The organism is Burkholderia sp. AW33-5, from assembly GCF_053427615.1.
Map to the genome: position 1 here is coordinate 330,956 of NZ_JBSAXA010000001.1, position 19,524 is coordinate 350,479.

The 19,524-nt window shown below is 67.8% G+C and carries 18 protein-coding genes and 1 pseudogene; 14 read left to right on the plus strand and 5 right to left on the minus strand.

What is annotated here, in order from left to right:
* Nucleotides 1–291: 291 nt before the first annotated feature.
* The 5 genes from ACV22V_RS01580 (at nucleotide 292) to ACV22V_RS01600 (ending at nucleotide 5,023) form a co-directional block, all read left to right on the plus strand.
* Nucleotides 292–762, plus strand: coding sequence for a rhodanese-like domain-containing protein (locus tag ACV22V_RS01580; RefSeq protein WP_448012802.1), 471 nt, complete (start codon nucleotides 292–294; stop codon nucleotides 760–762).
* 28 nt (nucleotides 763–790) lie between these two features.
* Nucleotides 791–1,750 carry a serine O-acetyltransferase EpsC gene (gene epsC, locus ACV22V_RS01585; protein WP_448012803.1) on the plus strand — a complete coding sequence of 320 codons (960 nt, stop codon included), beginning with the start codon at nucleotides 791–793 and terminating at the stop codon, nucleotides 1,748–1,750.
* Nucleotides 1,747–1,968, plus strand: a complete 222-nt coding sequence (locus ACV22V_RS01590) for a helix-turn-helix domain-containing protein (protein WP_006749621.1) — start codon at nucleotides 1,747–1,749, stop codon at nucleotides 1,966–1,968. The genes epsC and ACV22V_RS01590 overlap by 4 nt, the downstream gene beginning before the upstream one ends.
* 135 nt (nucleotides 1,969–2,103) lie before the next feature.
* Complete coding sequence (locus ACV22V_RS01595; RefSeq protein WP_034205507.1) at nucleotides 2,104–3,036, plus strand: family 2A encapsulin nanocompartment shell protein; 933 nt, start codon at nucleotides 2,104–2,106, stop codon at nucleotides 3,034–3,036.
* Nucleotides 3,011–5,023, plus strand: coding sequence for a family 2A encapsulin nanocompartment cargo protein cysteine desulfurase (locus ACV22V_RS01600; RefSeq protein WP_059532172.1), 2,013 nt, complete (start codon nucleotides 3,011–3,013; stop codon nucleotides 5,021–5,023). The genes ACV22V_RS01595 and ACV22V_RS01600 overlap by 26 nt, the downstream gene beginning before the upstream one ends.
* Nucleotides 5,024–5,116: 93 nt before the next feature.
* Here the strand turns inward: ACV22V_RS01600 and ACV22V_RS01605 are convergent, their stop codons facing one another.
* Nucleotides 5,117–5,731, minus strand: a complete 615-nt coding sequence (locus tag ACV22V_RS01605; protein WP_059702857.1) for a LysE family translocator — start codon at nucleotides 5,729–5,731, stop codon at nucleotides 5,117–5,119.
* A gap of 227 nt (nucleotides 5,732–5,958) precedes the next feature.
* Here ACV22V_RS01605 and ACV22V_RS01610 point away from each other — a divergent pair, with 227 nt between their 5' ends.
* Nucleotides 5,959–7,110, plus strand: coding sequence for a porin (locus ACV22V_RS01610; protein ID WP_448012804.1), 1,152 nt, complete (start codon nucleotides 5,959–5,961; stop codon nucleotides 7,108–7,110).
* Between the two features lie 111 nt (nucleotides 7,111–7,221).
* On the opposite strand, the gene groL is transcribed toward ACV22V_RS01610, so the two are convergent.
* The 3 genes from groL to ACV22V_RS01625 form a co-directional block, all read right to left on the minus strand.
* Nucleotides 7,222–8,862: a chaperonin GroEL gene (gene groL, locus ACV22V_RS01615; RefSeq protein WP_448012805.1), complete on the minus strand. Its 1,641-nt coding sequence runs from the start codon at nucleotides 8,860–8,862 to the stop codon at nucleotides 7,222–7,224.
* 12 nt (nucleotides 8,863–8,874) lie between these two features.
* A complete protein-coding gene (locus tag ACV22V_RS01620; protein WP_059532162.1) occupies nucleotides 8,875–9,165 on the minus strand; it encodes a co-chaperone GroES in 291 nt (96 codons plus the stop codon).
* Nucleotides 9,166–9,404: 239 nt separating this feature from the next.
* Nucleotides 9,405–10,424: a zinc-dependent alcohol dehydrogenase family protein gene (locus ACV22V_RS01625; RefSeq protein WP_448012806.1), complete on the minus strand. Its 1,020-nt coding sequence runs from the start codon at nucleotides 10,422–10,424 to the stop codon at nucleotides 9,405–9,407.
* Between the two features lie 127 nt (nucleotides 10,425–10,551).
* Between ACV22V_RS01625 and ACV22V_RS01630 the strand changes: the two genes are divergently transcribed.
* From ACV22V_RS01630 to ACV22V_RS01655, 6 genes and pseudogenes are all read left to right on the plus strand, one after another.
* On the plus strand, nucleotides 10,552–11,505 hold the full coding sequence (locus ACV22V_RS01630; RefSeq protein ID WP_448012807.1) for a LysR family transcriptional regulator: 954 nt from the start codon (nucleotides 10,552–10,554) through the stop codon (nucleotides 11,503–11,505).
* 2 nt (nucleotides 11,506–11,507) lie between these two features.
* Nucleotides 11,508–11,621, plus strand: a pseudogene (locus ACV22V_RS01635) (SDR family oxidoreductase); the annotation flags it as partial.
* Between the two features lie 143 nt (nucleotides 11,622–11,764).
* On the plus strand, nucleotides 11,765–13,720 hold the full coding sequence (locus ACV22V_RS01640) for an arylsulfatase (RefSeq protein WP_448012808.1): 1,956 nt from the start codon (nucleotides 11,765–11,767) through the stop codon (nucleotides 13,718–13,720).
* Between the two features lie 10 nt (nucleotides 13,721–13,730).
* A complete protein-coding gene (locus tag ACV22V_RS01645) occupies nucleotides 13,731–14,780 on the plus strand; it encodes a formylglycine-generating enzyme family protein (protein WP_448012809.1) in 1,050 nt (349 codons plus the stop codon).
* Nucleotides 14,777–15,586: a MetQ/NlpA family lipoprotein gene (locus ACV22V_RS01650; protein WP_448012810.1), complete on the plus strand. Its 810-nt coding sequence runs from the start codon at nucleotides 14,777–14,779 to the stop codon at nucleotides 15,584–15,586. Before ACV22V_RS01645 ends, ACV22V_RS01650 begins: the two co-directional genes overlap by 4 nt.
* Before the next feature lie 102 nt (nucleotides 15,587–15,688).
* On the plus strand, nucleotides 15,689–16,015 hold the full coding sequence (locus ACV22V_RS01655) for an antibiotic biosynthesis monooxygenase family protein (protein ID WP_223962952.1): 327 nt from the start codon (nucleotides 15,689–15,691) through the stop codon (nucleotides 16,013–16,015).
* Nucleotides 16,016–16,077: 62 nt separating this feature from the next.
* On the opposite strand, the gene ACV22V_RS01660 is transcribed toward ACV22V_RS01655, so the two are convergent.
* A complete protein-coding gene (locus ACV22V_RS01660; RefSeq protein WP_044847290.1) occupies nucleotides 16,078–17,010 on the minus strand; it encodes a LysR family transcriptional regulator in 933 nt (310 codons plus the stop codon).
* Nucleotides 17,011–17,212: 202 nt separating this feature from the next.
* Here ACV22V_RS01660 and ACV22V_RS01665 point away from each other — a divergent pair, with 202 nt between their 5' ends.
* Complete coding sequence (locus ACV22V_RS01665) at nucleotides 17,213–17,986, plus strand: putative hydro-lyase (protein WP_448012811.1); 774 nt, start codon at nucleotides 17,213–17,215, stop codon at nucleotides 17,984–17,986.
* A 180-nt stretch (nucleotides 17,987–18,166) separates the two neighbouring features.
* Nucleotides 18,167–19,465 (plus strand): MFS transporter, encoded by a 1,299-nt coding sequence (locus ACV22V_RS01670; protein WP_059532142.1) that lies wholly within the window; start codon nucleotides 18,167–18,169, stop codon nucleotides 19,463–19,465.
* The last annotated feature ends 59 nt before the right edge of the window (nucleotides 19,466–19,524 follow it).

Here is a 19,524-nt window from a genome sequence, read left to right on the forward strand (position 1 = left end):
GCTGCATCGTTCCCGACCTCGCAGTCGCCGATCCTTTCAAGAACCTTCGATGCACGACATCGAACGGCCATCGCTTCACATCCTCCGCACGAAGCCGCACGAACCCTCGCCGATAGCGCGCGTCTGCTATTGCATTTCACGCGCCGCTGATTAGGAAATGAATTTTTATTGGTTCTGCTTCCCCGACCGCGCTCGCATAGTGGGGCTGACGGCTATAGACAGCAGGCAAGCTGCACCGGCCGCATTCCCGGCGTTTTTGATCATACGAATCTGCGAGAACAAGGAAGCGTGATGACGTTTGCATTGGAAGAACGAACCGCCGCCCAGCAGGCGCTCGAAGACGCCCGCGCGGCGGCCGCATCGGCGGGCACGCCGTACGCCGGTGGCGTGGCGCCGGAAGCCGCGTGGGCGCTGTTTTCCGCCGGCGACGCGTTGCTGGTCGACGTGCGCACCGCGGAAGAACGGAAATTCGTCGGCCATGTGCCGGAGTCGCTGCACGTGCCGTGGGCGACCGGCACGAGCCTGACGCGCAACCCGCGCTTCGTGCGCGAACTCGAAGCGAAGACCGGCAAGGATGCGGTGGTGCTGTTGCTCTGCCGCAGCGGCAACCGGTCCGCGCAGGCGGCCGAAGCGGCGGCCAAGGGCGGCTTCACGCAGGTATTCAACGTGCTCGAGGGGTTCGAGGGCGACCTCGACGAACAGCACCATCGCGGCGGCCGCAACGGCTGGCGCCATCGCGGCCTGCCGTGGGCGCAGGACTGAGTCACGGCCGTTACGGGGAGAAGTCAGCATGGCCGCATTCGATATCGACGGCATCGTCCAGTCGCTCCAGACCGTGCGCCGCGCGTGGCGCGAGAAGCAGCGGCGCTCGCTCGAACCGGGCGGGCGCGACCTGCCGGCGCGCGAGGCGCTTGCGCAGATCATCGGCGCGCTGAAAGGTGTGCTGTTCCCGATGCGGCTCGGGCCGCCCGACCTGCGGCAGGAGAGCGAAAACCTCCATGTGGCCCACGCGCTCGACGCGGCGCTGAATGCGCTGCTCGCGCAGGTGACGCTCGAGCTGCGCTACGCGGCGCGGCAACGCAACGCCGACGCGCAGATCGACGAGGCGGCCGCCACCGCCGTTCAGGCCTTCGCGGCACGGCTGCCCGACATCCGCCGGCTGCTCGACAGCGACGTGCTGGCCGCATTTCATGGCGATCCGGCGGCGGGCAGTGTCGACGAAGTGCTGCTGTGCTACCCCGGCATCCTCGCGATGATCCACCACCGGCTCGCGCACGAGCTGTACCGGCTCGGGCTGCCGCTGCTCGCGCGCATCATCGCCGAGCAGGCGCATGCGGAAACCGGCATCGACATTCATCCGGGCGCCCGGATCGGCGCCGGCTTCTTCATCGACCACGGCACGGGCGTCGTGATCGGCGAGACCGCGATCATCGGCGAGCACGTGCGCGTGTACCAGGCCGTCACGCTCGGCGCGAAGCGCTTCCCGCGCGATGCGGCCGGCCATCTGGAGAAAGGGCTCGCGCGCCACCCGATCGTCGAGGACGACGTCGTGATCTATGCGGGCGCAACGATCCTCGGCCGCGTGACGATCGGCCGCGGCGCGGTCATAGGCGGCAACGTGTGGCTCACGCAGGACGTGCCGGCGGGCGCGAACATCACGCAGGCCGTGCTGCGCAGCGAAGCGAACGCCGCGCCGCACGCGCGAATCGAGCCGGCCGAGCCGGTATCCGACGCGCAGGTGACGACATGAGCGACCTGATCCAGCACTTCGGGGCCAACGTGCGCAAGCTGCGCGAAGCGCGCACGTGGTCGCAGGAGCAGCTCGCCGAACACGCGGGGCTGAACCGTTCGTACGTCGGCGAGATCGAGCGCGGCGAGGCCATTGCGTCGATCGTCACCGCCGACAAGATCGCGCGCGCGTTCGACGTGTCGATCTCGACGCTGCTGCCCGGCGTGTACGTCACCTGACGCATCCCGCTTCCCTTCCCGTTCGGTTGTGCCGTGTGACGGCTATAGCATGTTGAGCCGGCAGGTGCGTGCTTCCGATAATCACCAAGCGTCATAAGCAATCCCGTTTTTCATCTTAAGAACCCGGAGCCACACATGTCGACCGTTGCAAGCGGCACGGCCGCGCTGAGCGATCACGCCGCCCGCCAACTAGCGAACGCTACCAAGACCGTCCCGCAGCTTTCCACGATTACGCCGCGCTGGCTGACCCATCTGCTGCAGTGGGTGCCGGTCGAGGCCGGCATCTATCGCCTGAACCAGGTGAAGAATCCGGAAGCCGTGCGCGCCGCGTGCACGCAGCTCGAGGACGAAAGCGTGCTGCCGCAGACATTCGTGCCATACGAGGAACAGCCGCGCGAGTATTTCCTGAACGCGGTGAGCACGGTGCTCGACGTGCATACGCGGATCTCCGATCTCTACAGCAGTCCTCATGACCAGATCAAGGAACAGCTGCGCCTGACGATCGAGACGATCAAGGAGCTGCAGGAAAGCCAGCTGATCAACAACCCGGACTACGGGCTGCTCGCGAACGTGACCGACGAACAGCGGATTTTCCCGCTGACGGGCGCGCCGACGCCGGACGACCTCGACGAACTGCTGACCAAGGTGTGGAAGGAACCCGCGTTCTTCCTCACGCACCCGCTCGCGATCGCCGCGTTCGGCCGCGAATGCACGCGGCGAGGCGTGCCGCCGCCGACGGTCAGCCTGTTCGGCTCGCAGTTCCTCACGTGGCGCGGCATTCCGCTGATTCCGTCGGACAAGGTGCCCGTCGCGGACGGCAAGACCAAGATCCTGCTGCTGCGCGTCGGCGACAAGCGCCAGGGTGTCGTCGGCCTCTATCAGCCGGGCGTCGCAGGCGAGCAGGGGCCGGGCCTGTCGGTGCGCTTCATGGGGATCAACAACCAGGCGATCGCGTCGTACCTGATCTCGCTGTACTGCTCGCTCGCGGTCCATTCGCCGGATGCGCTGGCTGTCCTCGATGACGTCGAAATCGCCAAGTACCATGACTATCCCGACACCTACCGTTAATCCCGGCTCGGCCGGCAGCGACGCGCTCGCGTTGCCGCACGCGCCGCTGCCGGCCGGCCTGCCCGACCCGGCGGCGCTCGCGCGGCTCGCGTCCGAGTTCTTCGCGACGCCGCCCGGGCAGGCCACCGCGCCCGGGCTGTCGGCGGGCAGCGGGGCGGTCGGCGGTGTGCCGTCGGCGTTGCCGGCGGCCGCGCCGATCCTCGCGTCGGCGAGCAATCCCGCGCCGGGCGGCTCGCCGCTCGCGGGGCCGGGCGGAACGGGCACCGGCGTGCCGGGCTTCGCGCTGCCGCAAGGCAAGGCGCCCGGCGCGAACCTCGCGCCGTCCGCGCCGACGCACGTGCTGTCGCTCGGCAATCGCGTGCCCGCGCTCGCGCCGCATGCGGCCGCGCAGAACGGGCTGCCCGACAACGCGGTGTCGATCGCGCCCGCGTTCGAACCGCGCGTCGGCGGCGCGGCGCTCGGCGTGCCGCAGGCGAATGCGGCGGTATCGGAGGGCGCGGTGAAGGCTGCGCCGGCCGCGTCGCCGTATTACTTCACCGACGGCTCGCTGCAGGGCTGGCAGGCGACGCCGCAGGACATCGTCGTGCCGTCGAACGGCCTCGCATCGCCGGAAGCGTTCGGGCTGCCGGGCGACGATGCGCTGCGCGACCTGCTCGCCGTGCAGCGCGACGTGCCGGTGTCGCGTGCATCGGGCGCGGACGTGCCGCGTTACTTCATCGACGATGCGCATGCCGCCGAGCCGCAGGGCAACCTGCATCGCGGCGCGCACCCGCCGTTCGACGTGAACGCGATCCGCCGCGATTTCCCGATCCTGCAGGAACGCGTGAACGGCAAGCAGCTGGTCTGGTTCGACAATGCCGCGACGACGCACAAGCCGCAGGCCGTGATCGATCGTCTTGCCTATTTCTATGCGCACGAAAACTCGAACATCCACCGCGCCGCGCATGCACTGGCGGGCCGCGCGACGGATGCATACGAGCATGCGCGGGACACCGTGCGGCGCTTCATCGGCGCCGCTTCGCCGGACGAGATCGTGTTCGTGCGCGGCACCACCGAGGCGATCAACCTGATCGCGAAGACATGGGGCGTGCAGAACGTCGGCGAAGGCGACGAGATCGTCGTGTCGCATCTCGAGCATCACGCGAACATCGTGCCGTGGCAGCAGCTCGCGGCGCTCAAGGGCGCGAAGCTGCGCGTGATTCCGGTCGACGATTCGGGGCAGGTGCTGCTCGACGAATACCGGAAGCTGCTCAACGACCGCACGAAGATCGTGTCCGTCACGCAGGTGTCGAATGCGCTCGGCACGGTCGTGCCGGTGAAGGAGATCGTCGAGCTCGCGCATCGCGCGGGCGCGAAGGCGCTCGTCGACGGCGCGCAGTCGATCTCGCACATGCGCGTCGACGTGCAGGCGCTGGATGCGGATTTCTTCGTGTTCTCCGGGCACAAGATCTACGGTCCGACCGGCATCGGCGTCGTGTACGGCAAGCGCGCGATCCTCGACGACATGCCGCCGTGGCAGGGCGGCGGCAACATGATCGCGGACGTGACGTTCGAGCGCACGGTATTCCAGCCGCCGCCGAACCGGTTCGAAGCCGGCACCGGCAACATCGCGGACGCGGTGGGGCTGGGGGCCGCGCTCGACTACGTGAGCCGCGTGGGCATCGAGAACATCGCGCGCTACGAGCACGACCTGCTCGCGTATGCGACGAGCGTGCTCGCGCCGGTACCGGGCGTGCGGCTCGTGGGCACCGCGCGCGACAAGGCGAGCGTGCTGTCGTTCGTGCTGAAGGGCTATGAGACCGAGGAGGTCGGGCAGGCGCTGAACGAAGAGGGCATTGCGGTGCGCTCCGGCCATCATTGCGCGCAGCCGATCCTGCGACGCTTCGGGCTCGAGGCGACGGTACGGCCGTCGCTCGCGTTCTACAACACGTGCGATGAAGTCGACGCGCTCGTGAGCGTCGTGAGAAGGCTGGCGGCGCGACGCTGAGACACGCGGCATGCGAAAAGGCCGCTTGCGACTCCCGGCAACGGGGTGTCGCAAGCGGCCTTTTTCCGTGGCGATGCCGGCGCGTGACGGCGCTCAGCGCCCGGCCAGCATCCGCCCGCCGAGCCCCATCAGCAGCAGCCCGGCCGTCGTGTCGAGCACGGCCTTGCGCCGGATCAGCAGCCGGCGCACCGACGGGTGCGACGCGAGCAGCGCCATGGTGCAGTACCACGCGCCCGAAATTCCGATCGACAACACGACGACCGCGAGATCGAGCCACGCCGGCGCATGGGCCGGCACCATCAACGCGAAGATACTGCCGTAGAACGCGACGGATTTCGGGTTCGTCATGCTGACCACGTAGCCCTTCTTCGCGGCATGCCAGTCGGAGGACGCGGCCGGTGCGGAAACCGCGGGCGGCGTGCGCGCGGTCAGCACCATTTTCAGGCCGAGCCAGATCAGGTACGTGGCGCCCGCGAGCCGCAGCGCGGTGTGCACCCAGGCGACGTGGGTCACGAGCAGGCTGAGGCCGGCGATCGCGATCGCGGCCCAGGTGCCCGATGCGGCGGCGAGGCCGAGCCCGGTCATCACGCCGGCGCGGCGTTGCGCGACGGCGGTCGACGTGACGATCACGAAGTTCGGGCCCGGGCTGGCCACGCTCAGGAACAGGACGCCGGCGAGCGGCAAAAGGGTGGCGAGGGTGGTCGACATGGCTTGGGCGGCAAAGCGACGGAAGGGGCGTTCATCTTACCCCGGGCGCGACTCACCGGTCGCCGCACGGCTGCTTCCGCGATTGTTGAGCGTATTGGAAAGGTCCAATCCGGAAGCAGCAATAGGTGCCGCGAATATGACCGATTATTCTCCCGAGCGCTATACGGGCAAGCCGACACGAATGCTGTCGGACTGCTTACAAAATCAATCGCTCAGGGAGGCCTTTCATGAAACGCATCGTCGTATCCGGTGGTGTCGGCGCGGTATTCGTCTTGACAGCGGCGTCGTCCGCATTTGCGCAGAGTTCCGTCACGTTGTATGGCCTCGTCGATACGGCGATCCGTTATCAGACGAACGCCGGCCCCGACGGCAAGGACCTGATCGGAATGACCGTCGGCCCCGAAACGCACAGCCGCTGGGGCTTGCGCGGCAGCGAGGAACTCGGCGGCGGCCTGTCGGCGATCTTTCGTCTCGAGAACGGCTTCGAGCTCGGCGACGGCAAGCTGCACGTCGCGAACACGCTGTTCAGCCGGCAGGCATACGTCGGCCTGTCGAGCGACCGGTACGGCTCGCTGACCTTCGGCAACCAGTACGCCCCGCTGTACGACACGATGGGCGACGTGTTCGATCCGATGACCGTCGGCGACTACTGGCAGGACAGCTGGGCGTACAACGGCATCGGCAATTACCTGACCGTGCCGAACTCGGTGAAGTACAAGTTCTCGTACAACGGCTTCAGCATCGATGCGATCTACGGGCTCGGCAATCATGCCGGCGCGATGGGCCTCGACAGCACGTACGGTGTCGAGCTGACCTATGCGCAAGGGCCCGCGTCGATCAACGCCGGCTACCAGCAGACCTCGGTGTCGTCCGTGAACGGCAGTGCGGTCAACGGCGCGAAGGTGAACTTCCTGCACGTGAGCGGCGCGTATCAGGTCACGCCGTCCGTGCGCCTGCTGGCCGGCTGGCTGCACGGTCAGGACAAGACGGGCACGACGGACTTCAACATGCAGCAGGCCGGCGCGCCCACGCTCGCCGGCGGCAGCCCGAATCGCATCGACGATACGTTCTACGTCGGCGCGAACTGGCAGGCCACCGCGCCGCTGCTGATCACGGTGGCCGGCTATTACGGCCACGCGCGCAACGCGGAGCGGCTCGACGGCACGCTCGGCTCCGGGATCAATTACTCGGCGACCATGCTGGCCGAATATGCGCTGTCGAAGCACACGGAGGTATACGGCACGGTCGATTTCGCACGCGGCAACGGCGCGTTCGCGGCCGACTACCCGGGCGCCACCAACCGGCTCACCGGCAAGGTCGACCAGATCGGCAGGACCAACAACGTCGGGGCCGCGATCGGCCTGCGCCAGATGTTCTGACGACGGCGCGCGGGGCGGACGCTTACGAAAAAACGCGTGGCGACCGGTGCCGCCACGCGTCGTGGATCGAAGCGCGCGGTCGCCCGGCTCGGGCGTGCGCGCTTGCCGGCGTCAGAAATCGAACCCAGGACCGCCTGCGCCCGGACCGCCCGGCACCGTAGCCGGCACCGCATCCTTCGGCGCTTCGAACACCGTCGCATCGGTCGTCAGCAGCAGCCCCGCGACCGACGCCGCGTTCTGCAGCGCGGTGCGCGTGACCTTGGTCGGATCGAGCACGCCCGATTCGACGAGGTCGCCGTATTCACCGGTCTGCGCGTTGTAGCCGAAGTTGCCCGAGCCCTCCGCGACTTTCGCGACGACCACGCTCGCTTCCTCGCCCGCGTTCGTGACGATCTGGCGCAGCGGTTCCTCGAGCGCGCGCAGCACGATCTTGATGCCCGCGTCCTGGTCGGCGTTCGCGCCCTTGAGTGCGCGGATCGCCTGCCGCACGCGAATCAGCGCGACGCCGCCGCCCGGCACGATGCCTTCCTCGACCGCCGCGCGCGTCGCGTGCAGCGCATCGTCGACGCGATCCTTCTTCTCCTTCACCTCGATCTCGGTCGCGCCGCCGACCTTGATCACCGCGACGCCGCCCGCGAGCTTGGCCACGCGTTCCTGCAGCTTTTCACGGTCGTAGTCGGAGGTCGCTTCCTCGATCTGCACGCGGATCTGCCTCACGCGCGCCTCGATGTTCTTCGCATCGCCCGCGCCGTCGATCACGGTCGTGTTTTCCTTGCCGACCTCGATGCGCTTCGCCTGGCCGAGCTCGGCGAGCGTCGCCTTCTCGAGCGTGAGGCCCGTCTCCTCGGCGACGACCTGGCCGCCGGTCAGGATCGCGATGTCTTCCAGCAGCGCCTTGCGACGATCGCCGAAGCCCGGCGCCTTGACCGCGACCGTCTTCAGGATGCCGCGGATGTTGTTCACGACCAGCGTCGCGAGCGCTTCGCCTTCGACGTCTTCCGCGATGATCAGCAGCGGCCGGCCCGATTTCGCGACCTGTTCGAGCACCGGCAGCAGGTCGCGGATGTTCGAGATCTTCTTGTCGTGCAGCAGGATGTACGGGTTCTCGATTTCGGCGATCTGCTTGTCGGCGTTGTTGATGAAATACGGCGACAGATAGCCGCGATCGAACTGCAATCCTTCGACGACGTCGAGCTCGTCGGCGAGCGACTTGCCGTCCTCCACGGTGATCACGCCTTCCTTGCCGACACGGTCGATCGCTTCGGCGATGCGCTGGCCGATCGATTCCTCGCCGTTCGCGGAGATCGTCGCGACCTGCGCGATTTCCTTGCTGGTGGTGGTCGGCTTGCTGATCTTCTTCAGCTCGTCGACGGCCGATGCCACCGCCTTGTCGATCCCGCGCTTCAGGTCGAGCGGATTGAGCCCGGCCGCGACGTATTTCTGGCCTTCGCGCACGATCGCCTGCGCGAGCACGGTGGCCGTCGTCGTGCCGTCGCCGGCCGCGTCGCTGGTGCGCGACGCGACTTCCTTCACGAGCTGCGCGCCGACGTTCTGCAGCTTGTCCGCGAGTTCGATTTCCTTCGCGACCGACACGCCGTCCTTGGTGACGACGGGTGCGCCGAAGCTGCGTTCGAGCACGACGTTGCGGCCTTTGGGCCCGAGCGTGACCTTCACCGCATTGGCGAGAATGTTGACGCCTTCGGTCAGCTTCGCACGGGCGACGTCGCTGAAAATGATTTCCTTCGCTGCCATGATTGCACTCCGTTATTGACTGACGACCGCGACGATGTCTTCCTCGCGCAGTACGAGGAATTCGTTGCCGTCCACCTTGACGGCCTGGCCTGCGTACTTGCCGAACAGCACGCGTTCGCCGACCTGAAGGTCGGGCACGATGCGCTGGCCGTCCGCGTCCTTGCGGCCGGGGCCGACGGCGATCACTTCGCCCTGGTCGGGCTTTTCCGCGGCGCTGTCGGGGATCACGATGCCCGAGGCGGTGGTGGTTTCCTGGTCGAGTCGCTTCACGATGACCCGGTCGTGCAAGGGGCGTAGGCTCATCTGTCCGTCCTGTTCTGTTGCGTCGAAATTGGCTGGCACTCTTTGATGGAGAGTGCTGACGAGTATAAAAACGCGGGACGGCGCGATCCAATAACGGATTCCGAAATGCATTTGCGTGGATGCGCTATGGGAGCGTCGACGACGCGGAGGAGTGCGGTACGCGGATGCGGGTACCGGCGCGGAAGAGTGCGATGTAGAGACGGCAGCGAGGAGAAGGCGGCGTGCGCCGCCTTGATCCGTTACGACGCGACGCGAATCACGACCTTGCCGAAATGCTGGCCCGACTGCAGGTATGCATACGCTTGCGGCGCCTCGTCGAAACCGAACACGCGATCGACCACCGGCTTGATCCGTTTCGCATCGACGAGCCGCACGACGTCGTCGAGCATCGCGCGGCTGCCGACCATGAGGCCATGCAGTTTCCGAATGCCGCCGATCAGCGACAGCAGCCCGAGTTCGGGGCCGCCGAAGCTGCTGAGGCCGCCGATGACCGATACGATGCCGCCCAGCTTCGTCGCGGCGACCGAGCGCGGCAGCGTGTCGTGTCCGCCGACTTCCAGGACGAGATCCGCGCCCGCACCGTCGGTGAGCCGCAGCACTTCGTGCTGCCATTCGGGCGTCGTGCGGTAGTTGATCGTTGCGTCCGCACCGAGTGCGCGGGCGCGTTCGAGCTTGGCATCGCTCGACGAAGTCACGATCGTGCGCAGTCCGGCCGCATGCGCAAGCTGCAGCGCGATGATCGATACACCGCCCGTGCCGAGCAGCACGACCGTCGCGCCCGGTCTCAGCCCGCCGTCGACGAACAGCGCATTCCACGCGGTGATGCCCGCGCACGACAGCGTTGCCGCTTCGTCGTAGTCGAGATGCGCAGGAATCCCGACGAGCGCGGTTTCGTCGGAGACGAAGCGTTCGGCGAGCACGCCGTCGAAATGCGAGCCGGGCGACCCCGAGACCTTCGGCGGCGTGGGCGGCCCGTCGATCCAGTGCGGGAAATACGTGTTGATCACGCGATCGCCCGGCTTGAAGCGCGTGACGTCGCGACCGGTTTCGACGACTTCGCCGGCGCCGTCGGCGACGGGTATCAGCGCGTCGGTGCCGATGCCGAGATAGTCGCCGCGCGCGAACATCAGGTCGCGGTAGTTCAGTCCTGCCGAGTGGATTTTCACGACGACGTCGGTCGGCCCGACCGGGCGAAGCGTCGCGTCGATGCGCCGGAGCCCGGCAATGCCGTCCCCCGGTTTGATTTGCCATGCGTGCATGTCGGCTCCTTTTTCGGGATGGACCGGACTATCATAGTGTTGCGCAACGGGACACATTGGCGAGAATTCGGCCAACGATTGTCGCCGGTACGGACACAAACCTGTCATTCCATCGGAGCGGAACTGCATGGACGAGCGATTGAGAGGCATCGTCGAATTCGTCGACGTCGTGGAGTCGGGCAGCTTCGCGGCGGCGGCGCTGCGCCTCGGCATGACGCGCTCGGCCGTGGCGAAGATCGTCGCGCGGCTCGAACAGCGGCTCGGCGCGCGGCTCTTGCAGCGCACGACGCGCCAGCTCGGCCTGACCGACGAAGGGCTCGTCTATTACGAGCAGTGCCGGCGGTTGCTGGCCGAACTCGGCGAGACGGAGGCCGCGCTCGACGCGGGCCGGCGCGAGCCGACCGGGCGCGTGCGGATCAGCGTGCCCGTGCTGTTCGGCCGGCAATGCGTGGCGCCCGTCGTGCGGCGCCTCGTCGAGCGTCATCCGCGGCTTGAAATCGACGTGTCGTTCAGCGATCGCCTGGCCGACCTGGTCAACGACGGATTCGACATCGCGGTGCGCATCGGCGAGCTTGCGGATACGAGCACGCTCGTCGGACGGCGGCTTGGCGTACAGAGGATGGGCATTTGCGCATCGCCGGCGTATCTCGAACGTCATGGCCGGCCGACGGGATCCGACGAGCTCGCGTCGCACGTCGGCATCGCGTATTCGCGCGGCGGGCAGCCGACGCCGTGGCGAATCATCGGCGCGGACGGCGCGGTGCACGACCATCGCCCGGCCGGCCGCCTGCGATTCGACGATCTGCAGGCGATCGCCGACGCGGCGGCAGCCGGTGCGGGCCTCGCGTGGCTGCCGTGCTGGCTGATGGCGCCGTACGTGCGCGACGGCCGTCTCGTGCTCGTGATGGACAGCGACAGCGTGTCGGGCGCCGAAGTGTTCGCGGTGCGCCCGGCGTCGCGCAACGTGCCGATGAAGGTGCGCGTCGTCATCGATGCGTTTGTCGACGAGATTCCGCGCATGCTGGCGTCGGACGACGCCGACGGCGAGCGCGTGCCGCCGCGCAGCGTTCACGCTACGTAGCCACGCCGCACGACGTGGCCGCCGCGATCGCGTTCCTGCTGTCCGACGATGCGGCGGTCGTCACGGGGCAGGTGCTCGCGGTGGACGGCGGCGGCAGCCTCGGCGGACGCGGCTGACGCAACGCGTGTATGACGGCGCGAGCCGTCGATCAACGGGCGGCGTGCATATTCCCCCTTCCCGTTAGCATGTGACGAATCCGACTTTGGGCGCCGCGCGGGCGCCGCTAAGATCGCCGATCCGTAATCGAGCGTTCGACAAAATGAAAAAGTCCGCGTCGCCGTTGCATGCCTTCCGTTTCCGTGTCGTCTGCGCCGCGATTGCCGGCGCGTTGTCGCTCGCGTCGTGCGGGGGCGTCGACAGCGATGCGCCGTCGCAGTCCGCCGCGACACCACCGCAGGCCGCGAAACGCCCGAACATCCTGTACATCATGGCCGACGATCTCGGCTATTCCGACATTCACGCATTCGGCGGCGAGATCAGTACACCGAACCTCGACGCGCTCGTCGCGTCGGGCCGCATCCTGTCGAACCACCACACGGGCACCGTATGCGCGATCACGCGCGCGATGCTGATTTCCGGTACCGATCACCACCTCGTCGGCGAAGGCACGATGGGCGTGCCGACCGACGAGCGGCGCGGGTTGCCGGGCTACGAGGGCTACCTGAACGATCGCGCGCTATCGTTCGCACAACTGCTGAAGGACGCCGGCTATCACACTTATATCGCGGGCAAGTGGCACATCGGTTCGGGGATCGTCGGCAGCGCGACGGGCAGCGGACAGACGCCGGACCAGTGGGGCTTCGAGCGCAGCTACGTGCTGCTCGCCGGCGCGGCGACGAACCACTTCGCGCACGAACCGGCCGGCTCGTCGAACTACACGGAGGACGGCAGCTACGTGCAGCCGGGCCAGCCCGGACAACCGGGCGGCGCGGGCGGCAGTCCGGCCGTGTTCTATTCAACCGACTTCTATACGCAGAAGCTGATCTCGTACATCGATTCGAACAAGCGGGACGGCAAGCCGTTCTTCGCGTACGCGGCCTACACGTCGCCGCACTGGCCGCTGCAGGTACCGGACCCGTGGCTGCACAAATATGCGGGCGTATACGACGCCGGCTACGACGCGATCCGCAACGCGCGGATCGCGCGACAGAAGGCGCTCGGCCTGATCCCCACCGACTTCAAGCCATTTGACGGCCTTCCGGAAACGACGTCGGCATCGCCGGCCACGGCGAACAACGGCACCGCGAACGCGAAGTACATCAGCGCCGTGCATTCGGCAGCCGACGGCTACAGCGACTACGGCACCGGCAAGGTCGACAAGCTTTGGTCGAGCCTGAGCCCGGCCGAGCGCCGCGCGCAGGCGCGCTACATGGAGATCTATGCGGGGATGGTCGAGAACCTCGACTACAACATCGGCCTCTTGATCCAGCACTTGAAGGATATCGGCGAATACGACGACACATTCATCATGTTCCAGTCGGACAACGGCGCGGAAGGCTGGCCGATCGACTCCGGCGCGGACCCGACGGCGACCGACACCGCGAACGGGCAGGACCCGGTCTATTCGACGCTCGGCACCGACAACGGCAAGCAGAACGCGCAACGGCTGCAATACGGGCTGCGCTGGGCCGAAGTGAGCGCGACGCCGTTCCGGCTCACGAAGGGCTATTCGGCCGAAGGCGGCGTGTCGACGCCGACGATCGTGCGCCTGCCGGGGCAGACGCGGCAGTTGCCGACGCTGCGTGCGTTCACGCACGTGACCGACAACACGGCGACGTTCCTCGCGGTCGCGGGCGTCACGCCGCCGTCGCAGCCGGCGCCGCCGCTCGTGAACACGTTGACGGGCGTCGATCAGAACAAGGGCAAGGTCGTCTACAACAACCGCTACGTCTATCCGGTGACGGGGCAGTCGCTGTTGCCGGTGCTCACCGGCTCGGCGACGGGCGAAGTGCATACGACGCCGTTCGGCGACGAAGCGTACGGCCGCGCGTACCTGCGCAGCGCCGACGGCCGCTGGAAGGCGTTGTGGACCGAGCCGCCGCTCGGGCCGCTCGATGGTCACTGGCAGCTGTACGACCTCGCGGCGGACCGCGGCGAGACGACCGACGTGTCCGCGCAAAACCCGTCGGTGATCGGCACGCTGGTCGACCAGTGGAAGACCTACATGAGCAACGTCGGCGGCGTGGAGCCGCTGCGTCCGCGCGGTTACTACTGAGGGCGACACGATGCGGTTCCGCTTCCGGACACTCGCCGCGGCGCTCGCGGCCACGCTGTTCGCCGCCGCGTTTGCTGCCGGCTATGCGAGCCCGTCGGCGTTACCCGGCGGCGCCTTTGACGACGCGAATCGCGGCCGCACGCTCGCGCCGCTCGGCTCCGAACGGCAGTGCGAGCGCTACTCGGGGTTGCCGGCGAAGTGGCGCGACGACCCGAAAGCCGGGATGGTGCATCTGAGCGGCGGCGCGTTCGTATTCGGCAGCACGCGCGGCTATGCGGACGAGCGTCCGGCGGGCGACGGCAAGACGCGTGTCGGCGGCTTCTGGATCGACCAGACCGACGTGACGATCGCGCAGTTCGCCGCGTTCGTGCAGGCGACCGGCTACGTGACCGAGGCCGAGCAGCAAGGCGGCGCGGCGGTGTTTCATGTGCCGACGCGCGACGAGTTGAACGCGCGTGACCTTGCGTGGTGGACGTGGGTGAAGGGCGCATCGTGGCGGCAGCCACGCGGCCCCGGCAGCAACGTCGACGGGCTCGGCAACCTGCCCGTCACGCTCGTCACGCAGCGCGACGCGCTCGCATATGCGCACTGGCTCGGGCGCGACCTGCCGACCGAAGCCGAATGGGAATACGCGGGCAAGGCCGGTCGCGACGACGCATCGCTCGATGCGGCGCCGCGCGACGCGCGGGGCAAGCCGGCCGCGAACTACTGGCAGGGCGCGTTCCCGGTGCTCGATACGGCCGAGGACGGCCACGCGGGGCTGGCGCCAGTCGGCTGCTACGCGGGGAACGGCTTCCGGCTGTACGACATGATCGGCAACGCATGGGAATGGACCAAGGACGCATACACGGGCCCGCATCAGTCGCATACGAACGGCGACACGGCGGCTGTCGCACCGCCGACGCGCCGGCACGACACGCCGATGGTGATCAAGGGTGGCTCGTTCCTGTGCTCGCGCGATTACTGCGTGCGCTATCGCGCGTCGTCGCGCGAACAGCAGGAAGCGGATCTCGGTGCATCGCATATCGGGTTCCGCACGATTCTGAGGGATGCGTCATGAAGCGGGTGATGTATCGCGTTGCCGTGTCGCTGATCGTTGCATGCGGTGTCGCCCATTCGGGCTGGATCGTTGCGGCCGAAACCGTCACGTCGACGATCCGCGTCGGCGTGACGCGCGGCGTGCAAGCGGACATCCTAGACGAGGTGAAACGCGTCGCGGCCACGCGCGGGCTGGGTGTCGACGTCGTCGAATTCGACGACGCGTCGCGCATCGATGCCGCGCTCGCGCGCGGCACGATCGACGCGGCGAGCTTCGAGGACGCGCAGCGCCTTGCCTCGACGCGTACGGCGAAAGGCTATGCACTGACCGCTGTCGCGCCGACCGTCACGTTGCCGATGGCGCTCTATTCGCGCAAGCTAAGGAGTCTGAATGATTTGCAACCCGGTGCGACGGTCGCGATCCCGGCCGATCCGCGCGGAATGACACGTGCGCTCGTGCTGCTGCAGAACGACACGCTCGTGACGCTGCGCGAAAAGGCCGGCCTGCATGCGACGCTGCGCGACGTGACGGGCAACCGGCTTGCGCTGAAATTCGTGGCCCTGCGCCGTGACCGGCTGCATGCGGCGCTCGACTCGGCCGCGTTCGTCGCGATGGACAGCGAGGACGCCGCGCGCGCGGGGCTGCAGCCGGCGCGCGACAGCATCAATCTCGAGGATGCACGCTCGCCGTATGCGAACGTGCTGACCGTGCGCGACGCCGACCGCGCGAAGCTGTGGGTCGCTCAACTCGTCGCCGCGTATCACTCGGACGACGTCGCGCATTTCATCCTGACGCGCTACCAGGACTCGGTGCGACGGCCGTGGTAGACGACTATCGTCTCGCGTGCAGCGCGTGCGGACGCTGCTGCAACGGTGCGCGCTGCGTGCCTTACACTTGCCGCTCTTTCAACCGTCTCCGATGGAGCGCGCATGTACGCCTCGACCTTCATTTTCCGCGCAGGGAAATACGACGACGAGTTTCACCGGCTCGACCGCCAGATCGCCGACATGGCGCGCGCGACGCCCGGCTACCTCGGCGAGGAGACGTGGGAGAACACCGAGGCGGGGCTGATCCAGAACGTTTACTACTGGGAATCGGAGGCGGCGCTGCAGCAGTTGATTCGGCATCCCGCGCATCTGGAAGCGAAGGCGAAGCAGGCGCGCTGGCTGGACGGCTATCGCGTGGTGATCTCGCAGGTGTTGCGCGAGTATGGCGACGGCAAGCTCGCGCAGCCGCGTGCGGGGCAGCCGGCGTAAGCCGATCGCCGAACGGGCACTTCAGGCGCCTTGCGTGATCCGCCCGGCATCCCCACACCACCTCAAAGCGCCTCGACCAGCAACCGGTTGCTCTTCTCGCAATACTCGTGACACGCAGCCCGCGCTGCGATCGACGCGCCGTGCACGAACTTCGGCGCATCCGCCCGCCGCGACATCGACACGACGATCGACGGCGGCGACGGCTGCAGCGGCAGCTCGACGACCTCGCCGCTGGCGATCAACGCATCGACGAACAGCACCGGAATCGCCGCCACGCCGAAGCCGTCGCGCACGAGCTGCACGATCACCGAGATCGACGGCGAGCCGGTGATGCGCGTCTCCGACAGCGGCACGCCATGCGCGTGCGCCAGCGTGCGAACGATGTCCTCGAGCGCACGGTGGGGCGCGGTGCCGCGTCCGTAAGTCAGGATCGGCTGGCGCAGCACCTGCCGCGCGAGCCCCGTGCGCGCGGTCGGGAGCAGCCCGGCACGCGCGATCCAGCGCACCGGATAGTTCGCGAGCGCGTCGCAGACGACCGATGCCTCGTCGCTGCCCTCCACGCGAATGATCAGATCGAGCTCGCCGGCCATCAGCCGGCGCTGCAGCACGACGCTGACGTCGACGGTCAGGTCGATCTCCAGCTGCGGATAGTCGGCGGCGAGGCGGCGCAGGTAATGCGGCAGCCAGCTGTGCACGACCGTCTCGATCACGCCGAGCCGCAGCTTGCCGCGCAGTGCGCTTTCGCCGGCCGCGGCGGCCTGCAGTTCGTGCGTCGCCTCGACGACGGCCTTCGCATAGCCGAGCAGATATTCGCCGTTCGGCGTGAGCCGGAACTCGCGGCTGTCGCGATCGACGAGCACGGTCTGCAATTCATCCTCGAGCGCCTTCAGGCGCTGCGAGATCGCGGCCGGCGTCGCGTGCAGCGCGGCGGCCGTCGTGCGGAAGTTGCGCAGCTTCGCGAGCGTGACGAAGGTTTCGAGGAAACGCGTGTTCATGGCGGTCGGCAAGTCGTTGGGCGCGCAGCTTGCCCCGCTGAAAAAATGAACGGGACCGGGGAAAACCCCGAGATCCGTTAAGGAATTCTATACACACGGCGCAAAAAAACTCGTTGGCGACAAAATTTTTTCTTTTCTATTCTTCGCCGTATCCGCTGACGCAACCGTCATCCAACGACAGCCCGATCCGCCAACGACCATCATGACACCTTCCGAATTCCGCCGGTCCGTACGCAACGGCGCGTTCCGCAGCCCGACGGCCGGCCAGTGCGGCCCGTTCGCGCAAGCGAACCTCGCGATCCTGCCGAACGCGTACGCGCACGATTTCCTGCGCTTCTGCCAGGCGAATCCGAAGGCGTGCCCGCTGCTGGGCGTCGGCGAACCGGGCGCGTTCCGGCTCGACGTGCTCGGCGAGGATCTCGACATCCGCACCGACGTGCCGAGCTACAACGTATACCGCGACGGCCGCCTGACCGAGCGGGTCGAATCGCTCGAGGCGCTGTGGCGCGACGATTTCGTCGTGTTCGCGATCGGCTGCTCGTTCTCGTTCGAGGACATGCTGGCGCGTGAAGGGATCGGGCTGCGCCACATCGAGGAGGGTCGTAACGTGCCGATGTATCGCACGTCGATTCCGAATCGCCGCGCGGGGATCTTCGGCGGGCAACTGGTCGTGTCGATGCGCCCGCTGCGCGGCGCCGACGCGATCCGCGCGGTGCAGATCACGAGCCGGTTTCCGGGCGTGCATGGCGCGCCGGTCCATATCGGCCATCCGCGTGAACTCGGCATCGCCGATCTCGGCGCCCCCGATTTCGGCGACGCCGTGACGGTGCGCGACGACGAACTGCCGGTGTTCTGGGCGTGCGGCGTGACGCCGCAAACCGCGCTGATGGAAGCGAAGCTGCCGCTCGCGATCGCGCATACGCCCGGCTACATGCTGATGACCGACATCACGAACGCGTCGCTGGCCGTGTTCTGACCCGGTCGGAGCGGCGGCCCGCGCGGTCGCTGATCCGGCCCCGACGCGGCGGCCCGCCGCCGCCGCAGACGATCCGCCCGCCCGGAGGGCGGCGCGCAGCCGCGGCCCGACGATTGCGAGCACGACGCACCACACACCACACGCACGGTTTCGACCGCACATTTCGACAGGAGCTTCACCATGGAAAGCAAGACCCTCGCGGCGCCCGCCGCCGACCCCGCGGGCCCCGCGCGCAACGGCCTGTTCGGATGGTATGCGGACGCGCAACCGCGCGAGCGCCGCGCGTTCTGGAGCTGCAAGGTCGGCTACATGCTCGACGGGATGGACACGCAGATGCTGTCGTTCGTGATCCCGACGCTCGTCGCGACGTGGGGCATCTCGCTCGCGGATGCCGGCTTCATCGGCACGATGACGCTGCTCGCGTCGGCGCTCGGCGGCTGGATCGCCGGGATCCTGTCCGACCGGATCGGCCGCGTGCGCACGCTGCAGCTGACGGTGCTGTGGTTCGCGGTGTTCACCGCGCTGTGCGGGCTCGCGCAGAACTATCACCAGCTGCTCGCGGCGCGCGCGCTGATGGGCTTCGGCTTCGGCGGCGAGTGGACGGCCGGCGCGGTGCTGATCGGCGAAGTGATCCGCGCGCGCGATCGCGGCAAGGCGGTCGGCCTCGTGCAGTCGGGCTGGGCGATCGGCTGGGGGCTGTCGGCGCTGCTGTATGCGCTGCTGTTCTCGGTGCTGCCGGCCGAGCAGGCATGGCGCGCGCTGTTCCTCGTCGGCCTCGCGCCCGCGCTGCTGGTGGTCGTGATCCGCCGCTACGTGAAGGAGCCCGACGTCTACGAGAAGGAGAAGGCCTCGCAGGCGAAGGTGGCCGACGCGCCGCGTCTCACCGAAATCTTCGCGCCGAAGCTGCTGTCGACGACGCTGCGCGCGGCGCTGCTGACGACCGGCGCGCAAGGCGGCTACTACGCGATCACGACCTGGCTGCCGACGTTCCTGAAGACCGAGCGGCACCTGACCGTGATGGGCACCGGCGGCTATCTCGCGATGATCATCTTCGGCTCGTGGGTTGGCTACCTGACGAGCGCATACCTGACCGACCGCCTCGGCCGCAAGCCGAACTTCATCCTGTTCGCGCTCGGCTCGATGGTGATCGCGTTTTCGTACACGTCGCTGAACCTGACCAACGCGTCGATGCTGTGGCTCGGCTTCCCGCTCGGTTTCTTCGCGTCGGGCATCTTCTCCGGGATGGGCGCGTTCCTCACCGAACTGTTCCCGACCCGCGTGCGCGGCTCGGGCCAAGGCTTCTGCTACAACGTCGGCCGCGCGATCGGCGCACTGTTTCCGTTCCTGATCGGCGCGCTGTCGAAGCAGTACGGGCTCGGCATGAGCATCGGCATCTTCGCGGTCGCCGCGTACGGCGTGGTGATCGTCGCCGCGCTGACGCTGCCCGAAACGCGCGGCCGCGAACTCGACGCCGCCTGAGCGGGCATCCGCCCGCCGCCTTTTTACCGCTCCCTTTTCATCGAAGCCCTCACGCGGCG

What these genes read in the sequence shown, in the direction of transcription:
- ACV22V_RS01665 (WP_448012811.1), top strand. Translation starts at nt 17,213, where the DNA reads ATGACACCTTCCGAATTCCGCCGGTCCGTACGCAACGGCGCGTTCCGC.
- ACV22V_RS01605 (WP_059702857.1), bottom strand. Translation starts at nt 5,731, where the DNA reads ATGTCGACCACCCTCGCCACCCTTTTGCCGCTCGCCGGCGTCCTGTTC.
- ACV22V_RS01600 (WP_059532172.1), top strand. Translation starts at nt 3,011, where the DNA reads ATGACTATCCCGACACCTACCGTTAATCCCGGCTCGGCCGGCAGCGAC.
- ACV22V_RS01655 (WP_223962952.1), top strand. Translation starts at nt 15,689, where the DNA reads ATGTACGCCTCGACCTTCATTTTCCGCGCAGGGAAATACGACGACGAG.
- ACV22V_RS01580 (WP_448012802.1), top strand. Translation starts at nt 292, where the DNA reads ATGACGTTTGCATTGGAAGAACGAACCGCCGCCCAGCAGGCGCTCGAA.
- ACV22V_RS01590 (WP_006749621.1), top strand. Translation starts at nt 1,747, where the DNA reads ATGAGCGACCTGATCCAGCACTTCGGGGCCAACGTGCGCAAGCTGCGC.
- ACV22V_RS01640 (WP_448012808.1), top strand. Translation starts at nt 11,765, where the DNA reads ATGAAAAAGTCCGCGTCGCCGTTGCATGCCTTCCGTTTCCGTGTCGTC.
- ACV22V_RS01620 (WP_059532162.1), bottom strand. Translation starts at nt 9,165, where the DNA reads ATGAGCCTACGCCCCTTGCACGACCGGGTCATCGTGAAGCGACTCGAC.
- ACV22V_RS01650 (WP_448012810.1), top strand. Translation starts at nt 14,777, where the DNA reads ATGAAGCGGGTGATGTATCGCGTTGCCGTGTCGCTGATCGTTGCATGC.
- groL (WP_448012805.1), bottom strand. Translation starts at nt 8,862, where the DNA reads ATGGCAGCGAAGGAAATCATTTTCAGCGACGTCGCCCGTGCGAAGCTG.
- ACV22V_RS01670 (WP_059532142.1), top strand. Translation starts at nt 18,167, where the DNA reads ATGGAAAGCAAGACCCTCGCGGCGCCCGCCGCCGACCCCGCGGGCCCC.
- ACV22V_RS01595 (WP_034205507.1), top strand. Translation starts at nt 2,104, where the DNA reads ATGTCGACCGTTGCAAGCGGCACGGCCGCGCTGAGCGATCACGCCGCC.
- epsC (WP_448012803.1), top strand. Translation starts at nt 791, where the DNA reads ATGGCCGCATTCGATATCGACGGCATCGTCCAGTCGCTCCAGACCGTG.
- ACV22V_RS01625 (WP_448012806.1), bottom strand. Translation starts at nt 10,424, where the DNA reads ATGCACGCATGGCAAATCAAACCGGGGGACGGCATTGCCGGGCTCCGG.
- ACV22V_RS01660 (WP_044847290.1), bottom strand. Translation starts at nt 17,010, where the DNA reads ATGAACACGCGTTTCCTCGAAACCTTCGTCACGCTCGCGAAGCTGCGC.
- ACV22V_RS01610 (WP_448012804.1), top strand. Translation starts at nt 5,959, where the DNA reads ATGAAACGCATCGTCGTATCCGGTGGTGTCGGCGCGGTATTCGTCTTG.
- ACV22V_RS01645 (WP_448012809.1), top strand. Translation starts at nt 13,731, where the DNA reads ATGCGGTTCCGCTTCCGGACACTCGCCGCGGCGCTCGCGGCCACGCTG.
- ACV22V_RS01630 (WP_448012807.1), top strand. Translation starts at nt 10,552, where the DNA reads ATGGACGAGCGATTGAGAGGCATCGTCGAATTCGTCGACGTCGTGGAG.